Below are 14113 nucleotides of genomic sequence, written 5' to 3'. Positions count from 1 at the left end.
TCACGTGTATACACATGATGTATACCCCGGGTGTGCAGTTCTTCCGGGAGGAGTGGAGGAGTGTCAGTGGCCGGTGGGAGGCTGGGGAGCATGGTCGAAGACATCACGCCCGTCCTCCGCGTCGCGGACGCCGCCCGAGCGGTCGGGTGGTACGCGCGACTGGGATTCGAGAAGCGCTGGGAGCACCGCTTCGAGCCGGGCTTCCCCGCCTTCGTGGAGATCGCGAGCGGCGGCGTCCGGCTCTTCCTCTCCGAGCACGAGGGGGACGCCCGCCCGGACACGCTGCTGTATCTGCGCGTGACCGATGTGGACGCCGTGGCCGCCGAGTTCGGCACGGAGGTACGGGACGAGGAGTGGGCCCGCGAGACGGAGGTCGCCGATCCGGACGGCAACCGGCTCCGCCTCGCGGGCCCGGACAAGGAGTAGGGCAGGGAGTAGGGCAGGGAGAGCAGGCCCGTACGTCAGCCCGCGTGCCGCTCCAGCAGCACGCGCAGGACGTCCTCGGCGTGCGTCCACAGCAGCGCGCCCCCGGCGCCGGGCACCAGGTGGTGGACGGCGCGGGGCACGCGCCCGGCGAGCGTGACGCCCTGGTCGGGCGAGTGGCTGGTGTCCTCGTCGCCGTACCAGAGGTCCACGGGGACGTCGATGTCCGACAGTTCGATCTCCCAGCGCCCCATCGCGAGGACGGTGTCCCGCGCGTACCCCTCGGGGCCGCGCGCGAAGGCCCGTTCCATGGCGCCCCGGTACGCGGCGGCGAACCCGGGCTCCTGGTAGACGGCGAGATCGCGCGCCGGGCTGTGGGCGGTGACCATGTCCCACATGGCCTGCGGAGTGAATCCGGCGAACTCCTTCTCGGCGGCGTCCGGGTCCTCCACGGAGAGCCGCACCAGCCGCGCGAGCCCCTCGGGCAGCCCGGCGGCGAAGGCCGGGTGCCCGACCTCGTCGGCGCCGGAGACGACGGCGAGCGCGCCGATGACGCCCTGCTCGGCGGCGCACGCGAGGGCGAAGGGCGCCCCCTGCGAGTTGCCCACCATCGCGGGCCGCCCCAGTCCCCGCCGCGCGGCGAACTCCCGTACGTCCTCGGCGAAGTCCGCGAACGTACGGCCCGGCGCGGGCGTCGAGGCGCCGAGCCCCGGCCGGTCGAGGGCGATCAGCCGGACGCCGAGCGCGGTCACGGCGTCCGGGCCGAAGCCGAGGTCCCGCGAGGTCGCGGCACCGGGCGAGAACAGCACGGGCGTGCCGTCCTCCGGCCCCCACTCGGCCCACCCCAGCACCCGCGCGCCGGTCAGCGGCTGCTCGCCGGTGCGGGCGGGCGGGGCGGTCCATTCAGATGTGCTCATGCCCTGATCATGCCGCGCGCGGACCGTGATCACTTCACCGCAGCACCTCGATCACACTGGCGAAGCTGTCGGAACCGTGACCCGCGTCCCGCGCACGCACCATGGCGTCCTTGAGCAGTTCGGGCAGCGCGGTGTCGACGCCGCGCCCCGAGGCGGCGTGCAGCAGGTGCTCGACGGTCGCGATCTGGACGTCGACGGTGGCGTCGTCGCCCGGGTACGAGCCCGCGTCGACCTGTGCCGCGTAGCGCGTGACGAAGGCCGTGACGGCGCCCGACAGCCAGCGCAGCGCGACCGGCGTGTACGCCCTCGCGTCCACCTTCTCCGTGCCGACCAACGCCGTTCCGTGCAGCCAGCCCACGAAGACGGACCACATGAGGCCGAGCAGCGCGGTGTCGTAGAGGGAGGCGATGCCGGGCGCGGGGCCGAGGAGGAGGGGGTCGCCGAGGGCGGCGAGCGTGGCGCGGTGCTCCTCGAAGGCGGCCTCGTCGCCGCTGTAGAGGAACATCATCGCGGCGTCCCCGACCCCGTCAGGCGTCGTCATGATCGCCCCGTCGAGGTACCGGGCGCCGTGCGAGGCGGCCCACTCCGCCGTCGCCTCGGCCTGCTCCGGGGAGCCGGAGGTGAGGTTGACCAGCGTCCTGCCGCCGAGTGACGTCGTGTGCGGGGCCAGCGCGGAGCGCAGCGCGTCGTGGTCGAGCACGCAGGCCACGACGAGCGGGGACGCGGCGACCGCCTCGCCGGGATCGGTGGCGGTACGGGCGCCGCGCGCGGCCAGCGGGGCGGCCTTGCCGGGGGTGCGGTTCCACACGGTCGTCGGGTGGCCCGCCCCCAGCAGCGTGGCGGCGAGCGCGGAGCCCATCTGCCCCAGACCGAGCACGGTGACGGGCGGGAGAGGTGAAGAGGGAGCGGAGGAGGACGAGTTGGCGTTCATGGGGAACACGCTCGCAGCGCTCCCGCGGCGCGGACAGTGACACCCGTGACGGCGACCGCCAAATTCGTGCCATACGCTGCGGCCGCATGAGCGCGGGTACCGTCGCCGTGGTGGTGACCGAGGAGATCGGCGTCCCGTCCTGGGACCTGTACGAACTGAGCATCCCCTGCACGGTGTTCGGGAAGCCCCAGCCGGACCTGGCCGACCCCTGGTACGAGCTGTGGCTGTGCGGGAACGGGGAGGGCGACCGGGCCTGGGGTCCGGCCGCCCCCGGCTTCTCGCTGCGCTCCCCGTACACCCTGGACGATCTCGTCCGCGCGGACACGGTCGTCGTGCCGTCCGTGCCGGACGCCTGTGTGGAGGAGGGCGCTCCGCTGCCGTCCGCGCTGGTGGAGGCGTTGCGGCGGGCGCACGGGGCGGGCGCGCGGATGGTGTCACTGTGCACGGGCGCGTTCGCGTTCGCCGAGGCGGGCCTGCTGGACGGCCGCCGGGCGACGGCCCACTGGATGCACACCGGTGACCTCGCGGCCCGTTATCCGGCGGTGGAGGTCGACGACTCGGTGCTGTACGTGGACGAGGGCGACGTCCTGACCAGCGCGGGGCTCACCGCCGGGCTCGACCTGTGCCTGCACCTCGTCCGCCGCGACCTGGGCGCGCACGTCGCCAACCAGCTCGCGCGGCGGATGGTGGTGCCCGCGCACCGCCCCGGCGGGCAGGCCCAGTTCATCGACCAGTCGGTGCCGGTGAACGACGACGAGGGCCTCGCGCCCGTGCTGGAGTGGGCGCGGGCCCGGCTGGAGGAGCCGCTGACCGTCCGCGACCTGGCCCGCCGCGCCGCCGTCAGCCCCCGTACGTTCTACCGCCGCCTCCAGTCGGCCACCGGCACGACCCCGGTCCAGTGGCTGCTGAGCCAGCGGCTCCAACGGGCGCGTGAGCTCCTGGAGTCGACGGACCTGCCGGTGGAACAGGTCGCGGTCCGCAGCGGCCTGGGCACGGCGAACAACCTGCGGCACCACTTCGTGAACCACCTGGGCGTCTCCCCCGCGGCGTACCGCCGCGCGTTCCCGGGCGGGTCCTACGCGGGTGCGGTGGGGCGCGAGGAGTCGGTGGCGAGCCGGACCGCGAGGGCGCCGAGGACCGTGCCCATGACGTAACGCTGGGCGCGCAGCCAGCCGGGGCGGCGGGAGAGGAAGACGGCGATGGCTCCGGCGGCGAGGACGAAGAGGCCGTTCACGAGGGTGCCTATCAGCACCTGGACGCCGCCCAGCAGGAAGCCCTGGACCACGACATGTCCCCGGTCCAGGTCCACGAACTGCGGGATCAGGGAGAGGTACATGATGGCGATCTTCGGGTTGAGCAGGCAGGTCATCAGGCCCATCGTGAAGAGCCGCCGGGTGGAGTCGCGGGGCAGCTCCTGCGCCGCGAACACCGAGATCCCGCCGGGCTTCAGCGCCTTCCACGCGAGCCAGCCCAGGTAGGCGGCGCCCGCGAGCTTCACCGTCAGATAGACCTCGGGCACGAGCGTGAAGACGGCGGAGAGGCCGAGGTTGGCGGCGGTGAGGTAGAGCAGGAAGCCGAGGGCGACCCCGGAGAGCGAGACGAGCCCGGACGTGCGGCCCTGGGAGATGCTGCGCGAGACCAGGTAGATCATGTTCGGTCCCGGGGAGAGCGCCATCCCGAACGCGACCGCGGCGACACCTGCCAACGCACCTGTTGTGATCATGAGTTCCAGCATGCGCGCGGGGACCGCCCCGCACCAGCGACGATCGCTTCACCGTACTGTTCAGGGACGGTTCAGGGACGTCGTACGAGAGGCGTCTTACGAGAGGCGTCTTACGAGAGGGGAGACCGGCATGGCAGCGGGCGTCGAGGCACTGGTCGTCGTGGACATGCAGCGGGCGTTCGTCACCGGGGGCGGGGACGGGACCGCCGAGGGCGGCGCGGTGCCGGAAGCCGAGCGGGTCGTGGCGCGCACGCGGGAGCTGCTCGCGCGGGCGCGCGAGGCGGGCGCGTACGTGGTGCACCTGCGGAACGACGGCGAGCCCGGCACCCCCGACGAGCCGGGCACGCCCGGCTGGGAGCTGCACCTGCCGGTCGAGCCCGGCGAGGCGGTGGTGCGCAAGACCACCGACGACGGCTTCGAGGAGACGGACCTGGAGGAGCAGCTGCGCGGGCGCGGCGTGAAGGCCCTGGCCGTGTGCGGCGTCCAGTCCGAGATGTGCGTACGGGCGACCGCCGAGACCGCGCTCTGCCTCGGCTTCCGGGTGGTCCTCCCGCACGACGCGCACGCCACCTACGACGTGCCGCCCGCGCCCGGCGACACGGAGAAGGTCCCGGCGGCGATGGCCTCGCGGGTCGCGGAGTGGTCGCTGGGGGACGAGGTCGAGATCGTGGCGCGCGCGGCCGAGGTGGAGTTCGTACGGGCTTGACTTGAAGTTTTGTTCAACCTCTACGGTCGGCCCTGTACCCGACCGTACGAGGGAAGGACGGCACCATGATCTTCACCGAGATCGAACGGACGTACCTGAGGAGTCAGCGGCTGGGGCGGCTCTCCACCGTGAACCCGGACGGGGCGCCGCAGGTCCGCCCCCTGGGCTTCCGGCTGAACGAGGACGGCACGATCGACATCGGCGGCCCCTCCGTCACCACCACCCAGCGCTACCGCAACGTCCTCAAGAACCCCCGCGTCGCGTTCGTGGTCGACGACCTGACGTCGCCCGACGACCCCGACGCGGTCAGGCCGGGTTTGGGGCGCGGGGTCGAGATCCGGGGCCGCGCGGAGACGCTGGCCGTGGACGATCCGCCGGTCGCGCCGGAATGGTTCGGCAAGGACATCATCCGCATCCGTCCGACCCGCGTCATGAGCTGGCACCTGGACCCGGAGCAGCCGGAAGGGCGGTCCAGGAACGTCGTCAGCTGACGAGCCCCGGCGCGCCCCAGACCGGGAACCAGCGGGAGAGGTCCTGCTCGACCGCGAGGTCGTTCGAGAGCAGCCCTCTGACCTGCAGCTCCAGGCCGTTGTCACGCTTCTCGCCCTGCCCGGGGAGCGGGGCGAAGGGGTAGAAGGTGCCGCGCTTGTAGAGGTAGATGAGGGCGAGGGGGCGCTGCTCCGCGTCCTCGAACGTCACCAGGGAGCACAGCAGCTGGGGACCGAAACCGGCCTCCTCCAGCAGCGTGTTGACGGCGTGCAGGTCGCTCACCAGCGCGGCCATGCCCTCGGTCTCGTCCGGCGCGTGGCGTACGAGCAGCCAGGTGTAGCCGTAGCTGTCCCGGCTGAACTCGACGGGGATGCCGCCGCGTTCGGTGTCGGCGTCGAGCAGCGCGCGTACGTCCTGCTGGAGCCGGGAGAAGGCCCCGCCCTCGACGCTCGCGAAGCAGACGGCGCCGGTGCCCGTGGGCACGAACCCGGCACCGGCCTGGAGCGTGATCGCGGCGGAGGGGAGCGCGAAGAGCTGGTCGAGATCGGGCCGCTTCGGCTTGCTGCGCCCGAGGATCGCGTCCCAGAAGCCCACGGAGGGAGTCCTTCCTGTCCGGTCGGTGCGGCCTGTCCGGTCACTGCCCGAGCTGCGCGGAGATGCGGCCGAGCTGGTCGAGCCGCTTCTCCAGCGGCGGGTGCGAGGAGAAGAGGTTCGCGAGGCTCTGCCCGGAGAGGGCGGGAGCGAAGTAGAAGGCGTTGTACGGCTCGGCCTGGCGCAGGTCCCTGGTGGGGATCCGGGACATGTCACCGCTGATCTTGGTGAGCGCGGAGGCGAGCGAGGAGGGGCGGCCGGTCAGCAGCGCGCCCGCGCGGTCGGCGGACAGCTCGCGGTAGCGGGACAGCAGCCGGGTGAGCAGGAAGCTGATGACGTAGACGACGGCGCTGATCAGCGGGATCAGCAGCGCCAGCACGGCCGCGCCGCCGTTGTTGTCGCTCCCCCGCGCCCGGCCGAAGCCGCCCCAGAGGGCGACGCGGGTCATCATCCCGGCGAGGACGCCGAGGAACGAGGCGATCGTCATCACCGCCACGTCGCGGTGCGCGACGTGCGACAGCTCGTGCGAGAGGACGCCCTCCAGCTCGTCGGGGCTGAGGCGGCGCAGCAGTCCGGTGGTCGCGCAGACCATGGAGTTCTTCTGGTTGCGCCCGGTGGCGAAGGCGTTCGGCACGTCCGTGTCCGCGATGGCGACGCGCGGCTTGGGCATGTCGGCGAGGGCGCACAGCCGGTCGACGGCGCCGTGCAGCTCGGGCGCCTGTTCGGGAGTGACCTCGCGCGCGCCCATGCTGAAGGCGGCGATGCGGTCGCTGAACCAGAACTGCGCGACGAAGAGCCCGCCCGCGATCAGGAGCACCATGGGCCATGCCCGCCCCAGCAGGACGATCAGGACGCCGACGAAGACGACGTAGAGCAGCCCGATGAAGAACATCGTGGTGACCATGCGTGTGGTCAGCCCGCGATCGGGGGCGTATCGAGTCATGTGCGACTCCTCTCGAACGTTCCCCTTCGATTGTGCCCGTTTCGCCGGACAACGGCGGATGGAGGTCCTAGTTCCGTTTACCTTCGGCTTGCCCCTGGGGCACTCATCTGTGCGGACTCCCGCACGCATGTTCAGGCATATGCGCCAAGATGGTGCCCGTGACTTTTCCGCCTGCTCCCCGCCGCCCCCGTCCCCGCCCCAGACTCGTCGCGACCGATCTGGACGGCACCCTCCTGCGCGACGACAAAACCGTTTCTGCACGGACGATCGCCGCGCTCGCCGCCGCCGAGGCCGCCGGGATCGAGGTGTTCTTCGTCACGGGCCGCCCCGCCCGCTGGATGGGCGTGGTCAGCGAGCACGTCCACGGCCACGGGCTGGCGATCTGCGCGAACGGCGCCGTCATCGCCGACCTGCGCGACGGCCACCGCATCGTGCGGGTGCGGCCCCTGGAGCGCGACGACGCGCTCGCGACCGTCCACGCCCTGCGCGCCGCGGCCCCCGGCGTCAGCTTCGCCATCGAGCGGACCGAGGGCATCCACTACGAGCCGGCCTACCCGCCCTTCCACCACGACCCGGGCGCGACCTTCGCCCCCGCGGAGAAGCTGCTGACCGACCACAACGAGAGCTTCTACGACCAGCCGGTGATCAAGCTCCTCGCCCACCACCCGGACCAGGACCCCGACGCGTTCCTCACCCTGGGCCGCCGCGCCGCGGGCGCGCACGCGGAGTTCACCCGCTCCAGCCCGAGCGCGCTGCTGGAGGTCAGCGGCCGGGGCGTCAGCAAGGCCAGCACCCTCGCCCGCGCCTGCGAGGAGCGCGGCATCGCCCCCGAGGAGGTCGTCGCCTTCGGCGACATGCCGAACGACCTGGCGATGCTCGGCTGGTCCGGCACCTCCTACGCCATGGCCAACGCCCACCCCGCCGTCCTGGCCGCGACGACCCACCGCACGGCGACGAACGAGGAGGACGGCGTGGCCCGCGTCATCGAGGAGCTGCTCGACCGCTGACGCTCCGGCGGTTCACTCCGGCTTACCGCACTCGAAGAGCGTCCGGGCCGAGTGGGCGACGAAGGGCCCCTCGGCCCGGATCAGCGCGTCCAGCTCACGGAGCCGGCCGTCGTACGCCTCCGTCGTGAACCCCGGCACCATCCAGATCACCTTGCGGAGGAAGTAGACGACGGCCCCGATGTCGTGGAACTCCATCCGGAGCCGCTCGGTCCGTACGTCGGTCACGTCGAGCCCCGCCGCCCGCGCCCCCGCGCTCTCCGCCTCGGGATCCCTGCCCTTACGCGCCTCCGGCTGCGGACCGAGGAAGAACTCGACCAGCTCGAAGACGCTCGCGGGCCCCACGTGCTGCGCGAAGTACGTGCCGCCGGGCGCCAGCACCCGGGCGATCTCCTCCCACCACACGGTCGCCGGGTGACGGCAGGTGACCAGGTCGAAGGCGCCGTCCGCGAACGGCAGCGGCGGCTCGTCGGGATCCGCGACGACGACCACGCCGCGCGGGCCCAGCGTCCGCGTGGCGCGCGCCAGATTCGGCGGCCACGACTCGGTGGCCGCCATCGTGCGGGGGAGCTTCGCGGCGCCGTTCAGGACTTCGCCGCCGCCCGTCTGGATGTCGAGCGCGGACGGCGCCTGTGCCAGGCGCTCGCTCATCCTCCGCTGGTATCCCCAGGAGGGGCGCTCCTCTGTGGCCCTGCCCTCCAGCCAGGAGAAGTCCCACCCGTCGACGGACACGGAGTCGGCTTCGCCGACCAGCTCTTCGTATGCGCGCATGACCGTTGATCCTCGCAGCGCGCCTGTCGTGCCGCACACAAATACTTTCCGGGTACGGGGTGCCGCGTTCGGTGCGTCGCGGACTGCGGATACGTCGTGGCCGGTCGCGCAGTTCCCCGCGCCCCTGACGGGGCACTCCGGCGCCCGGAAGCGCCCCGAAGGGGCCGCTTCAGGGGCGCGGGGAACTGCGCGCTCAGCCAGGGAACATCCGCAGTCCGCGACGCGCGGAACGGGGCACCCCGAACCCGGAACCGGCACTCGGAACCGGCACCCGGCTACAACGGTGCGGCCCAGTTGACGGTCGTACCGGCGCCCCCGGCGGCCAGGCCGGGGCCCCATTCCGCGGTGCCGCCGAGATTCTCCGCGCGCCGTCGCAGATTGGCGAGGCCGCTGCGGCGGCCCTCTTCGGGGATGCCGATGCCGTCATCGGCGACCGTGAGGCGGACCCCCTCCCGACCGTCCGGCAAGGACACCGTCGCGTCGACGGTGATCTCGATGCGGGACGCCCGCGCGTGCCGGAACGCGTTGGAGAGGGCCTCGCGCAAGGCCGCGATCAGGTTCTTCGTCGTCCGCTCGGAGACCCGCGCGTCGACGGCGCCGACGAAGTGGACGGAGGGCTGGAAGCCGAGCGGCACGGCGGCGAGACCGGCCTCGCGCAGCACGCGCGTACGCAGCCCCGCCTGGGCCTCGCCGGGATCCTGCTGCAGGGCGAAGATCGCTGTGCGGATCTCGGCGATGGTGGCGTCCAGCTCGTCGACGGCCTTGCTGATCCGCTCGCGGACCTCCGGCTTCTCCGCGGCCCGCTGCGCGCTCTGCAGCGTCATGCCGGTGGCGAAGAGCCGCTGGATGACCAGGTCGTGCAGGTCACGGGCGATACGGTCGCGGTCCTCGTAGACCGCGAGGCGCTCGCGGTCGTGCAGCGCGTCGGCCATCACCAGCGCCAGCGCGGCCTGCGCCGCGAACCGCGTGGCCAGTGACTTCTCGGCCTCCGTGAAGCGCGGCGCGCCCCGCCCGCGCGGCACGGCGAGCGTGCCCAGCACCCGGCCGCCGCTCTCCAGCGGCAGCATCATGCTCGGGCCGAAGCGGGCGGAGATGGGCGTGATCATGCGCGGGTCGTTCGCCGAGTCGTCCACGAAGACCGGGCTGCCGCCGAGGAGCTGGTCCAGGACGGGGCTCTCGGGCGGGATCACGGTGCCGATCAGCCCGCGGGTGTCGTCGGCCGCGGCGGCGACGATCTCCAGTCCGCGCCGTTCCCCGTGGTCGTCGGCGGGGTCGCCGGGGAGGGAGGTGGGGAGCAGGACGAGCCCGGCGGAGGCGCCCGCGAGCATCCGGGCCTGTTCGGCGACGACGGCGAGCGCGTCGTCCGTGTCGCCCGCGAGCAGCGCGGTGGTGATCGCGGCGCTGCCGTCGATCCACTGCTCCCGGATGCGCGCGGCCTCGCGCAGCCGCGCGTTGCCGATCGCGATGCCCGCCTCGGTGGCGAGGATCCGCAGGAGCTGGACGTCGTTCTCGGTGAAGCCCTCCGCGCCGCGCTTCTCCGTCAGGTAGAGGTTCCCGAACAGCTCGTCGCCGACCTTGATCGGGATGCCGAGGAAGCTGTGCATCGGGGGGTGGTGCGCGGGAAAGCCCTCGAAGCGGGAGTCGAGGGCGAGGTCGGGCAGCCGCAGCGGCTCGTCGGTGCGCAGCACGGCGGCGAGCAGCCCGTGCTTCCCGTCGGGCAGGTGCGGGATACGGGCGATCTCCTCGTCGTCCATGCCGGAGGTGATGAAGTCCTTCAGCCCGGTGTCGTCCTCCTCGGCGAGGACGCCGATGGCCGCGTAGCGGCAGTCCACGACGCGCACGGCGGTCTCCACGATGTGGTCGAGGGTGCTGTGCAGGTCGGGGCCCGGGCCCGTGCCGATGGTGACCATGGCCTCCAGCAGCCGGGGCAGCCGCTCGGCCGAGTCCCGCGAGAGGGTCTCCAGGTCGGTGGTGGCCAGGCGGGCGGCCTCGGCGACGCGGGGCTTGGGGGACATGGAGGGCATGGGGCGAGCGTAGAAGGTCCCGTTTCGTTACGAAAGTCACCCCACGTGCACGAGCCCTCGCTCCCTCTCCAGCATCCGCTGGAACGGCCCCCCGGCGGCGGCCAGCTCCGCCGCGGACCCGCGTTCGACCGTACGGCCGCCGTCCAGCACGACCACCTCGTCCACCGCCTCCAGGCCCTGGAGGCGGTGGGTGATGAGCACCGTCGTACGGCCCTCGGTGACGTCGAGGAGGTCGGCCGTCAGCGCGTCGGCCGTCGGCAGGTCCAGGTGTTCGGCGGGCTCGTCCAGCACGAGCACGGGGAAGTCCGCGAGCAGCGCGCGGGCCAGCGCGAGCCGCTGCCGCTGGCCGCCGGACAGGCGCGCGCCGTGCTCGCCGACGAGCGTGTCCAGGCCCTGGGGCAGCGTGCGCACCCACTCCGCGAGCCGGGCACCGGCGAGCGCGTCCCACAACGCGTCCTCGCCCGCCTCTGGCTGGGCGAGCCGCAGGTTCTCGCGCAGCGAGCTGTCGAACAGGTGCGCGTCCTGGGCACAGAGCCCGACGTGGCGGCGGACGTCGTCGCCGTCGGCGTCCGTCGCGGGTACCCCGCCGAGCGTGTACGTCCCGCCGGGCTGCGGGTCCAGGAACCGCAGCAGCGCGTGCGCGAGCGTCGTCTTGCCCGAGCCGGACACCCCGACGACGGCGACCCGCCGCCCCGGCGTCAGATCGAGGCGGAACCCGTCCAGCGCGGGCGCGGCGTCCTCCGGCTGCTCGGGATAGCGCACGGTCAGCTCCCGTACGGCCAGCGGGAACGCGCCCGGCACGGCGCGCGGGCTCTCCGGCTCCCGCACCGGAACGGGCGCGTCCAGCACCTCGTGCACACGCTCGGCCGAACGCCGCGCGCGCTGCCGGTGCTGCACGGCCTGCGGCAGCGGCGTCACCGCCTCGAACGCGGCGAGCGGCGTCAGGACGACCGTCGCCAGCCACAGCCCGTTCAGCGCGCCGCCCGTCGTGGCCACGGCCCCCGCCCACGCGGCGGCGGTGACCGTCAGCCCGGCCGCGAGGGTGCTCAGTCCCGCCGCGAGCCCGGTCCGCGCGGCGGAGCCCGCCGCGAGCCGCGTCAGCGTCGCGTCGGCCTCCGCGACGTCGCCGCGCCGCGCGTCCAGCGCCCCCGCCACGGCCAGCTCACCGCTCGCGGCGCCGGTCAGCAGATCGACGGTACGGGTGGCGAGTTCGGCCCGCGCAGGCGCGAGCCGCCGCTCCGTACGCCGGGAGAGCGCGCCCGTCAGCGCGGGCACCCCGATCCCGGCCACCGCCAGCCCGACGGCGAGCGCGGCGCCCGCGGCGGGCAGCAGCGCGCCGGTGAACGCCACCGCGACGACGCCGACCGTCGCGCCGACGGTCGCGGGCAGCAGCCAGCGCAGGAAGTAGTCCTGGAGCCCGTCGACGTCGGCGACGAGCCGGGTGAGCAGATCCCCGCGCCGCGTACGCCGCAGCCCGGCGGGGGCGAGCCGCTCCAGCCGCCGGTACACGCTGACGCGCAGGTCGGCCAGGACGCGGAGCGCGGCGTCGTGCGACACGAGGCGCTCCGCGTACCGGAAGACGGCCCTCCCGATGCCGAAAGCGCGGGTCGCCGTGACGGCGACCATGAGATAGAGCACGGGCGGCTGCTGGACGGCACGCGAAATGAGCCAGCCGGAGGTCGCCATCAGCCCCACCGCGCTGAGCAGCGCCAACGCCCCCAGCAACAGGGCGAGCCCGAACCTTCCGCTCAGCCCCTTCGCGCTGGCGCGCAGCCGGGAGAGGGGGTGCGCCGTTTCCTCGGGGGCTGATGAGGGGGTGCCCCCTCGCGACTCCCGCAGACCGCGGGTGGATTGTGCTTGCTCGCGCAGTTCCCCGCGCCCCTTCGGGGCACGTTCCGTCGCCGGATCAGCGTGCGCCCCGTCAGGGGCGCGGGGAACTGCGCGAGCGGCCACGACGCAGGCGGCGGACGGCGACGGCGCGAGCTCCACCACGCGGTCCGCCGCGCTCAGCAGCGCCGGGCGATGGGTCACCAGGACAACCGTGCGGTCCACGGCCAGTCGGCGTACCGCCTCAAGAACATCGCCCTCCGTCTCCCCGTCGAGCGCGGCGGTCGGCTCGTCCAGCAGAAGCAGGGGCCGGTCGACGAGGAAGGCGCGGGCCAGCGCGACGCGTTGCCGCTGCCCGGCGGAGAGCCCCGCGCCGCCCTCACCGAGCACGAGGGAGGGGGAGACCTCGGGCAGAGCAGCGGAACGCAAGGCACCGCACACGGCATCGTCGTCCGCGTCCGGCCGCGCGAGCCGTACGTTCTCCGCGACCGTCCCGGCGAAGAGGTACGGGTGCTGCGGCACCCAGGCGATCTGCTCGTGCCAGGACGCGGGGGAGAGGGAGGCGAGCGGCACGCCGCCCACCCGTACGCGGCCCTCAGCGGGGCGTTCGAAGCCGAGCAGCACCCGGAGCAGCGTCGTCTTGCCCGCGCCCGACGGGCCCGTGAGGGCGACCGTCTCGCCCGCCCGTACGGTCAGCGAGGTCCGCGGCAGCGAGTCCGCGGAGCGCCCCTCGTGGCGGACGACGACCTCGTCCAGCTCGATGTCGGCGTCCCGGACACCGGAGACAGGGGTGTCACCGGCCTCCGGAACCGGGGTCTCCAGGACGGCGAAGACCTCCTCCGCGGCGGAGAGCCCCTCCGCCGCGGCGTGGTACTGCGCGCCGACCTGCCGCAGCGGCAGATACGCCTCCGGCGCGAGGATCAGCACCAGCAGCCCGGTGTAGAGGTCCATGTCTCCGTGCACGAGCCGCATGCCGATGCTGACGGCGACGAGCGCGACGGAGATCGTCGCGAGGAGTTCGAGGGCGAAGGAGGAGAGGAAGGCGATGCGGAGCGTGCGGAGTGTCGCGCGCCGGTAGTCGGCCGTGATGGCGCGGATGTTCTCGGCCTGGACCTTGGCCCGGCCGAAGACCTTCAGCGTGGGGAGCCCGGCGACGACGTCCAGGAAGTGCCCGGAGAGGCGGGCGAGGAGGCGCCACTGGCGGTCCATCTTCGACTGGGTGGCCCAGCCGATGAGGATCATGAAGAGCGGGATCAGCGGCAGCGTGCCGACGATGATCGCGGCCGAGACCCAGTCCTCGGTGACGATCCGGGCGAGCACCGCGACCGGCACGACCGCGGCGAGCCCCAGCTGGGGCAGGTAGCGGGCGAAGTAGTCGTCGAGCGCGTCCACGCCCCGGGTCGCGAGAGCCGTCAGCTCTCCCGTGCGCTGGGAGGAGAGGTAGCCGGGCCCCAGGGCCGTGGCGTGCCGCAACAGCCCTGTGCGCAGCTCGGACTTGACCGAGGCCCCGCACCGGTTCGCGGCGAGTTCGGTGAGCCAGGACACCACCGCCCTGGCCACCGACACGGCGGCGAGCATTGCTAGCGCCCGCCCCTCCAGCTCCTTCTCCCGGTAGGCGGAGACGACGATGTCGGCGATGAGCATCGCCTGCCCGACGACCAGCACCGCTCCGGCGAGCCCGAGGGCCACGGCGGCGGCGAGGAAGACGCGCACGGCACGGGCGTACCGGAGCAGGCGCGGATCGACGGGCTTCATCAGCGGACT

General features: G+C 73.4%; 13 protein-coding genes. 5 read left to right on the top strand and 8 right to left on the bottom strand.

Annotated elements, in window-relative coordinates; all coding sequences use genetic code 11:
- Nucleotides 1-90 precede the first annotated feature (90 nt).
- Complete coding sequence (locus ACGF3A_RS10720) at nt 91-426, top strand: glyoxalase superfamily protein (protein WP_393728028.1); 336 nt, start codon at nt 91-93, stop codon at nt 424-426.
- Nucleotides 427-461: 35 nt separating this feature from the next.
- On the opposite strand, the gene ACGF3A_RS10715 is transcribed toward ACGF3A_RS10720, so the two are convergent.
- Both ACGF3A_RS10715 and ACGF3A_RS10710 read right to left on the bottom strand, forming a co-directional pair.
- Entirely contained in the window at nt 462-1340 is an 879-nt protein-coding gene (locus ACGF3A_RS10715) for an alpha/beta fold hydrolase (RefSeq protein ID WP_393728026.1), read from the bottom strand.
- Nucleotides 1341-1374: 34 nt separating this feature from the next.
- Complete coding sequence (locus ACGF3A_RS10710) at nt 1375-2271, bottom strand: NAD(P)-dependent oxidoreductase (RefSeq protein WP_393728025.1); 897 nt, start codon at nt 2269-2271, stop codon at nt 1375-1377.
- A gap of 86 nt (nt 2272-2357) precedes the next feature.
- Between ACGF3A_RS10710 and ACGF3A_RS10705 the strand changes: the two genes are divergently transcribed.
- A complete protein-coding gene (locus tag ACGF3A_RS10705; RefSeq protein WP_393728023.1) occupies nt 2358-3425 on the top strand; it encodes a GlxA family transcriptional regulator in 1068 nt (355 codons plus the stop codon).
- Here ACGF3A_RS10705 and ACGF3A_RS10700 read toward each other — a convergent pair.
- Entirely contained in the window at nt 3347-3994 is a 648-nt protein-coding gene (locus ACGF3A_RS10700; RefSeq protein WP_393728021.1) for a LysE family translocator, read from the bottom strand. The genes ACGF3A_RS10705 and ACGF3A_RS10700 overlap by 79 nt on opposite strands.
- Nucleotides 3995-4124: 130 nt before the next feature.
- Here ACGF3A_RS10700 and ACGF3A_RS10695 point away from each other — a divergent pair, with 130 nt between their 5' ends.
- Together ACGF3A_RS10695 and ACGF3A_RS10690 are read left to right on the top strand one after the other, a co-directional pair.
- Nucleotides 4125-4700: an isochorismatase family protein gene (locus tag ACGF3A_RS10695; RefSeq protein WP_393728019.1), complete on the top strand. Its 576-nt coding sequence runs from the start codon at nt 4125-4127 to the stop codon at nt 4698-4700.
- Nucleotides 4701-4765: 65 nt separating this feature from the next.
- Nucleotides 4766-5191, top strand: a complete 426-nt coding sequence (locus tag ACGF3A_RS10690; protein WP_393728017.1) for a PPOX class F420-dependent oxidoreductase — start codon at nt 4766-4768, stop codon at nt 5189-5191.
- Here the strand turns inward: ACGF3A_RS10690 and ACGF3A_RS10685 are convergent.
- A complete protein-coding gene (locus tag ACGF3A_RS10685) occupies nt 5184-5783 on the bottom strand; it encodes a hypothetical protein (protein WP_393728015.1) in 600 nt (199 codons plus the stop codon). The genes ACGF3A_RS10690 and ACGF3A_RS10685 overlap by 8 nt on opposite strands.
- A gap of 40 nt (nt 5784-5823) precedes the next feature.
- Nucleotides 5824-6723: a zinc metalloprotease HtpX gene (gene htpX / locus ACGF3A_RS10680; protein ID WP_393728013.1), complete on the bottom strand. Its 900-nt coding sequence runs from the start codon at nt 6721-6723 to the stop codon at nt 5824-5826.
- Between the two features lie 149 nt (nt 6724-6872).
- Here htpX and ACGF3A_RS10675 point away from each other — a divergent pair, with 149 nt between their 5' ends.
- Entirely contained in the window at nt 6873-7730 is an 858-nt protein-coding gene (locus ACGF3A_RS10675; protein ID WP_393728012.1) for a Cof-type HAD-IIB family hydrolase, read from the top strand.
- Nucleotides 7731-7742: 12 nt separating this feature from the next.
- Here ACGF3A_RS10675 and ACGF3A_RS10670 read toward each other — a convergent pair whose 3' ends face one another.
- The 3 genes from ACGF3A_RS10670 to cydD form a co-directional block, all read right to left on the bottom strand.
- The gene (locus ACGF3A_RS10670; RefSeq protein ID WP_393728010.1) at nt 7743-8498 is read right to left on the bottom strand and encodes a class I SAM-dependent methyltransferase; all 756 of its coding nucleotides are present in this window, start codon (nt 8496-8498) and stop codon (nt 7743-7745) included.
- 275 nt (nt 8499-8773) lie between these two features.
- Nucleotides 8774-10522, bottom strand: coding sequence for a GAF domain-containing sensor histidine kinase (locus ACGF3A_RS10665; protein WP_393728008.1), 1749 nt, complete (start codon nt 10520-10522; stop codon nt 8774-8776).
- Between the two features lie 36 nt (nt 10523-10558).
- Nucleotides 10559-14104 (bottom strand): thiol reductant ABC exporter subunit CydD, encoded by a 3546-nt coding sequence (cydD, locus tag ACGF3A_RS10660; RefSeq protein WP_393728006.1) that lies wholly within the window; start codon nt 14102-14104, stop codon nt 10559-10561.
- Nucleotides 14105-14113 lie beyond the last annotated feature (9 nt).

This window comes from Streptomyces sp. NPDC048172, from assembly GCF_043202595.1.
GTDB lineage: Bacteria > Actinomycetota > Actinomycetes > Streptomycetales > Streptomycetaceae > Streptomyces.
Note: the sequence above shows the minus strand (reverse complement) of the source record. Positions and strands in the feature narration are given on the sequence as shown.

What these genes read in the sequence shown, in the direction of transcription:
- ACGF3A_RS10700 (WP_393728021.1), bottom strand. Translation starts at nt 3,994, where the DNA reads ATGATCACAACAGGTGCGTTGGCAGGTGTCGCCGCGGTCGCGTTCGGG.
- ACGF3A_RS10695 (WP_393728019.1), top strand. Translation starts at nt 4,125, where the DNA reads ATGGCAGCGGGCGTCGAGGCACTGGTCGTCGTGGACATGCAGCGGGCG.
- ACGF3A_RS10705 (WP_393728023.1), top strand. Translation starts at nt 2,358, where the DNA reads ATGAGCGCGGGTACCGTCGCCGTGGTGGTGACCGAGGAGATCGGCGTC.
- ACGF3A_RS10715 (WP_393728026.1), bottom strand. Translation starts at nt 1,340, where the DNA reads ATGAGCACATCTGAATGGACCGCCCCGCCCGCCCGCACCGGCGAGCAG.
- cydD (WP_393728006.1), bottom strand. Translation starts at nt 14,104, where the DNA reads ATGAAGCCCGTCGATCCGCGCCTGCTCCGGTACGCCCGTGCCGTGCGC.
- ACGF3A_RS10710 (WP_393728025.1), bottom strand. Translation starts at nt 2,271, where the DNA reads ATGAACGCCAACTCGTCCTCCTCCGCTCCCTCTTCACCTCTCCCGCCC.
- ACGF3A_RS10665 (WP_393728008.1), bottom strand. Translation starts at nt 10,522, where the DNA reads ATGCCCTCCATGTCCCCCAAGCCCCGCGTCGCCGAGGCCGCCCGCCTG.
- ACGF3A_RS10670 (WP_393728010.1), bottom strand. Translation starts at nt 8,498, where the DNA reads ATGCGCGCATACGAAGAGCTGGTCGGCGAAGCCGACTCCGTGTCCGTC.
- htpX (WP_393728013.1), bottom strand. Translation starts at nt 6,723, where the DNA reads ATGACTCGATACGCCCCCGATCGCGGGCTGACCACACGCATGGTCACC.
- ACGF3A_RS10690 (WP_393728017.1), top strand. Translation starts at nt 4,766, where the DNA reads ATGATCTTCACCGAGATCGAACGGACGTACCTGAGGAGTCAGCGGCTG.
- ACGF3A_RS10720 (WP_393728028.1), top strand. Translation starts at nt 91, where the DNA reads ATGGTCGAAGACATCACGCCCGTCCTCCGCGTCGCGGACGCCGCCCGA.
- ACGF3A_RS10675 (WP_393728012.1), top strand. Translation starts at nt 6,873, where the DNA reads ATGGTGCCCGTGACTTTTCCGCCTGCTCCCCGCCGCCCCCGTCCCCGC.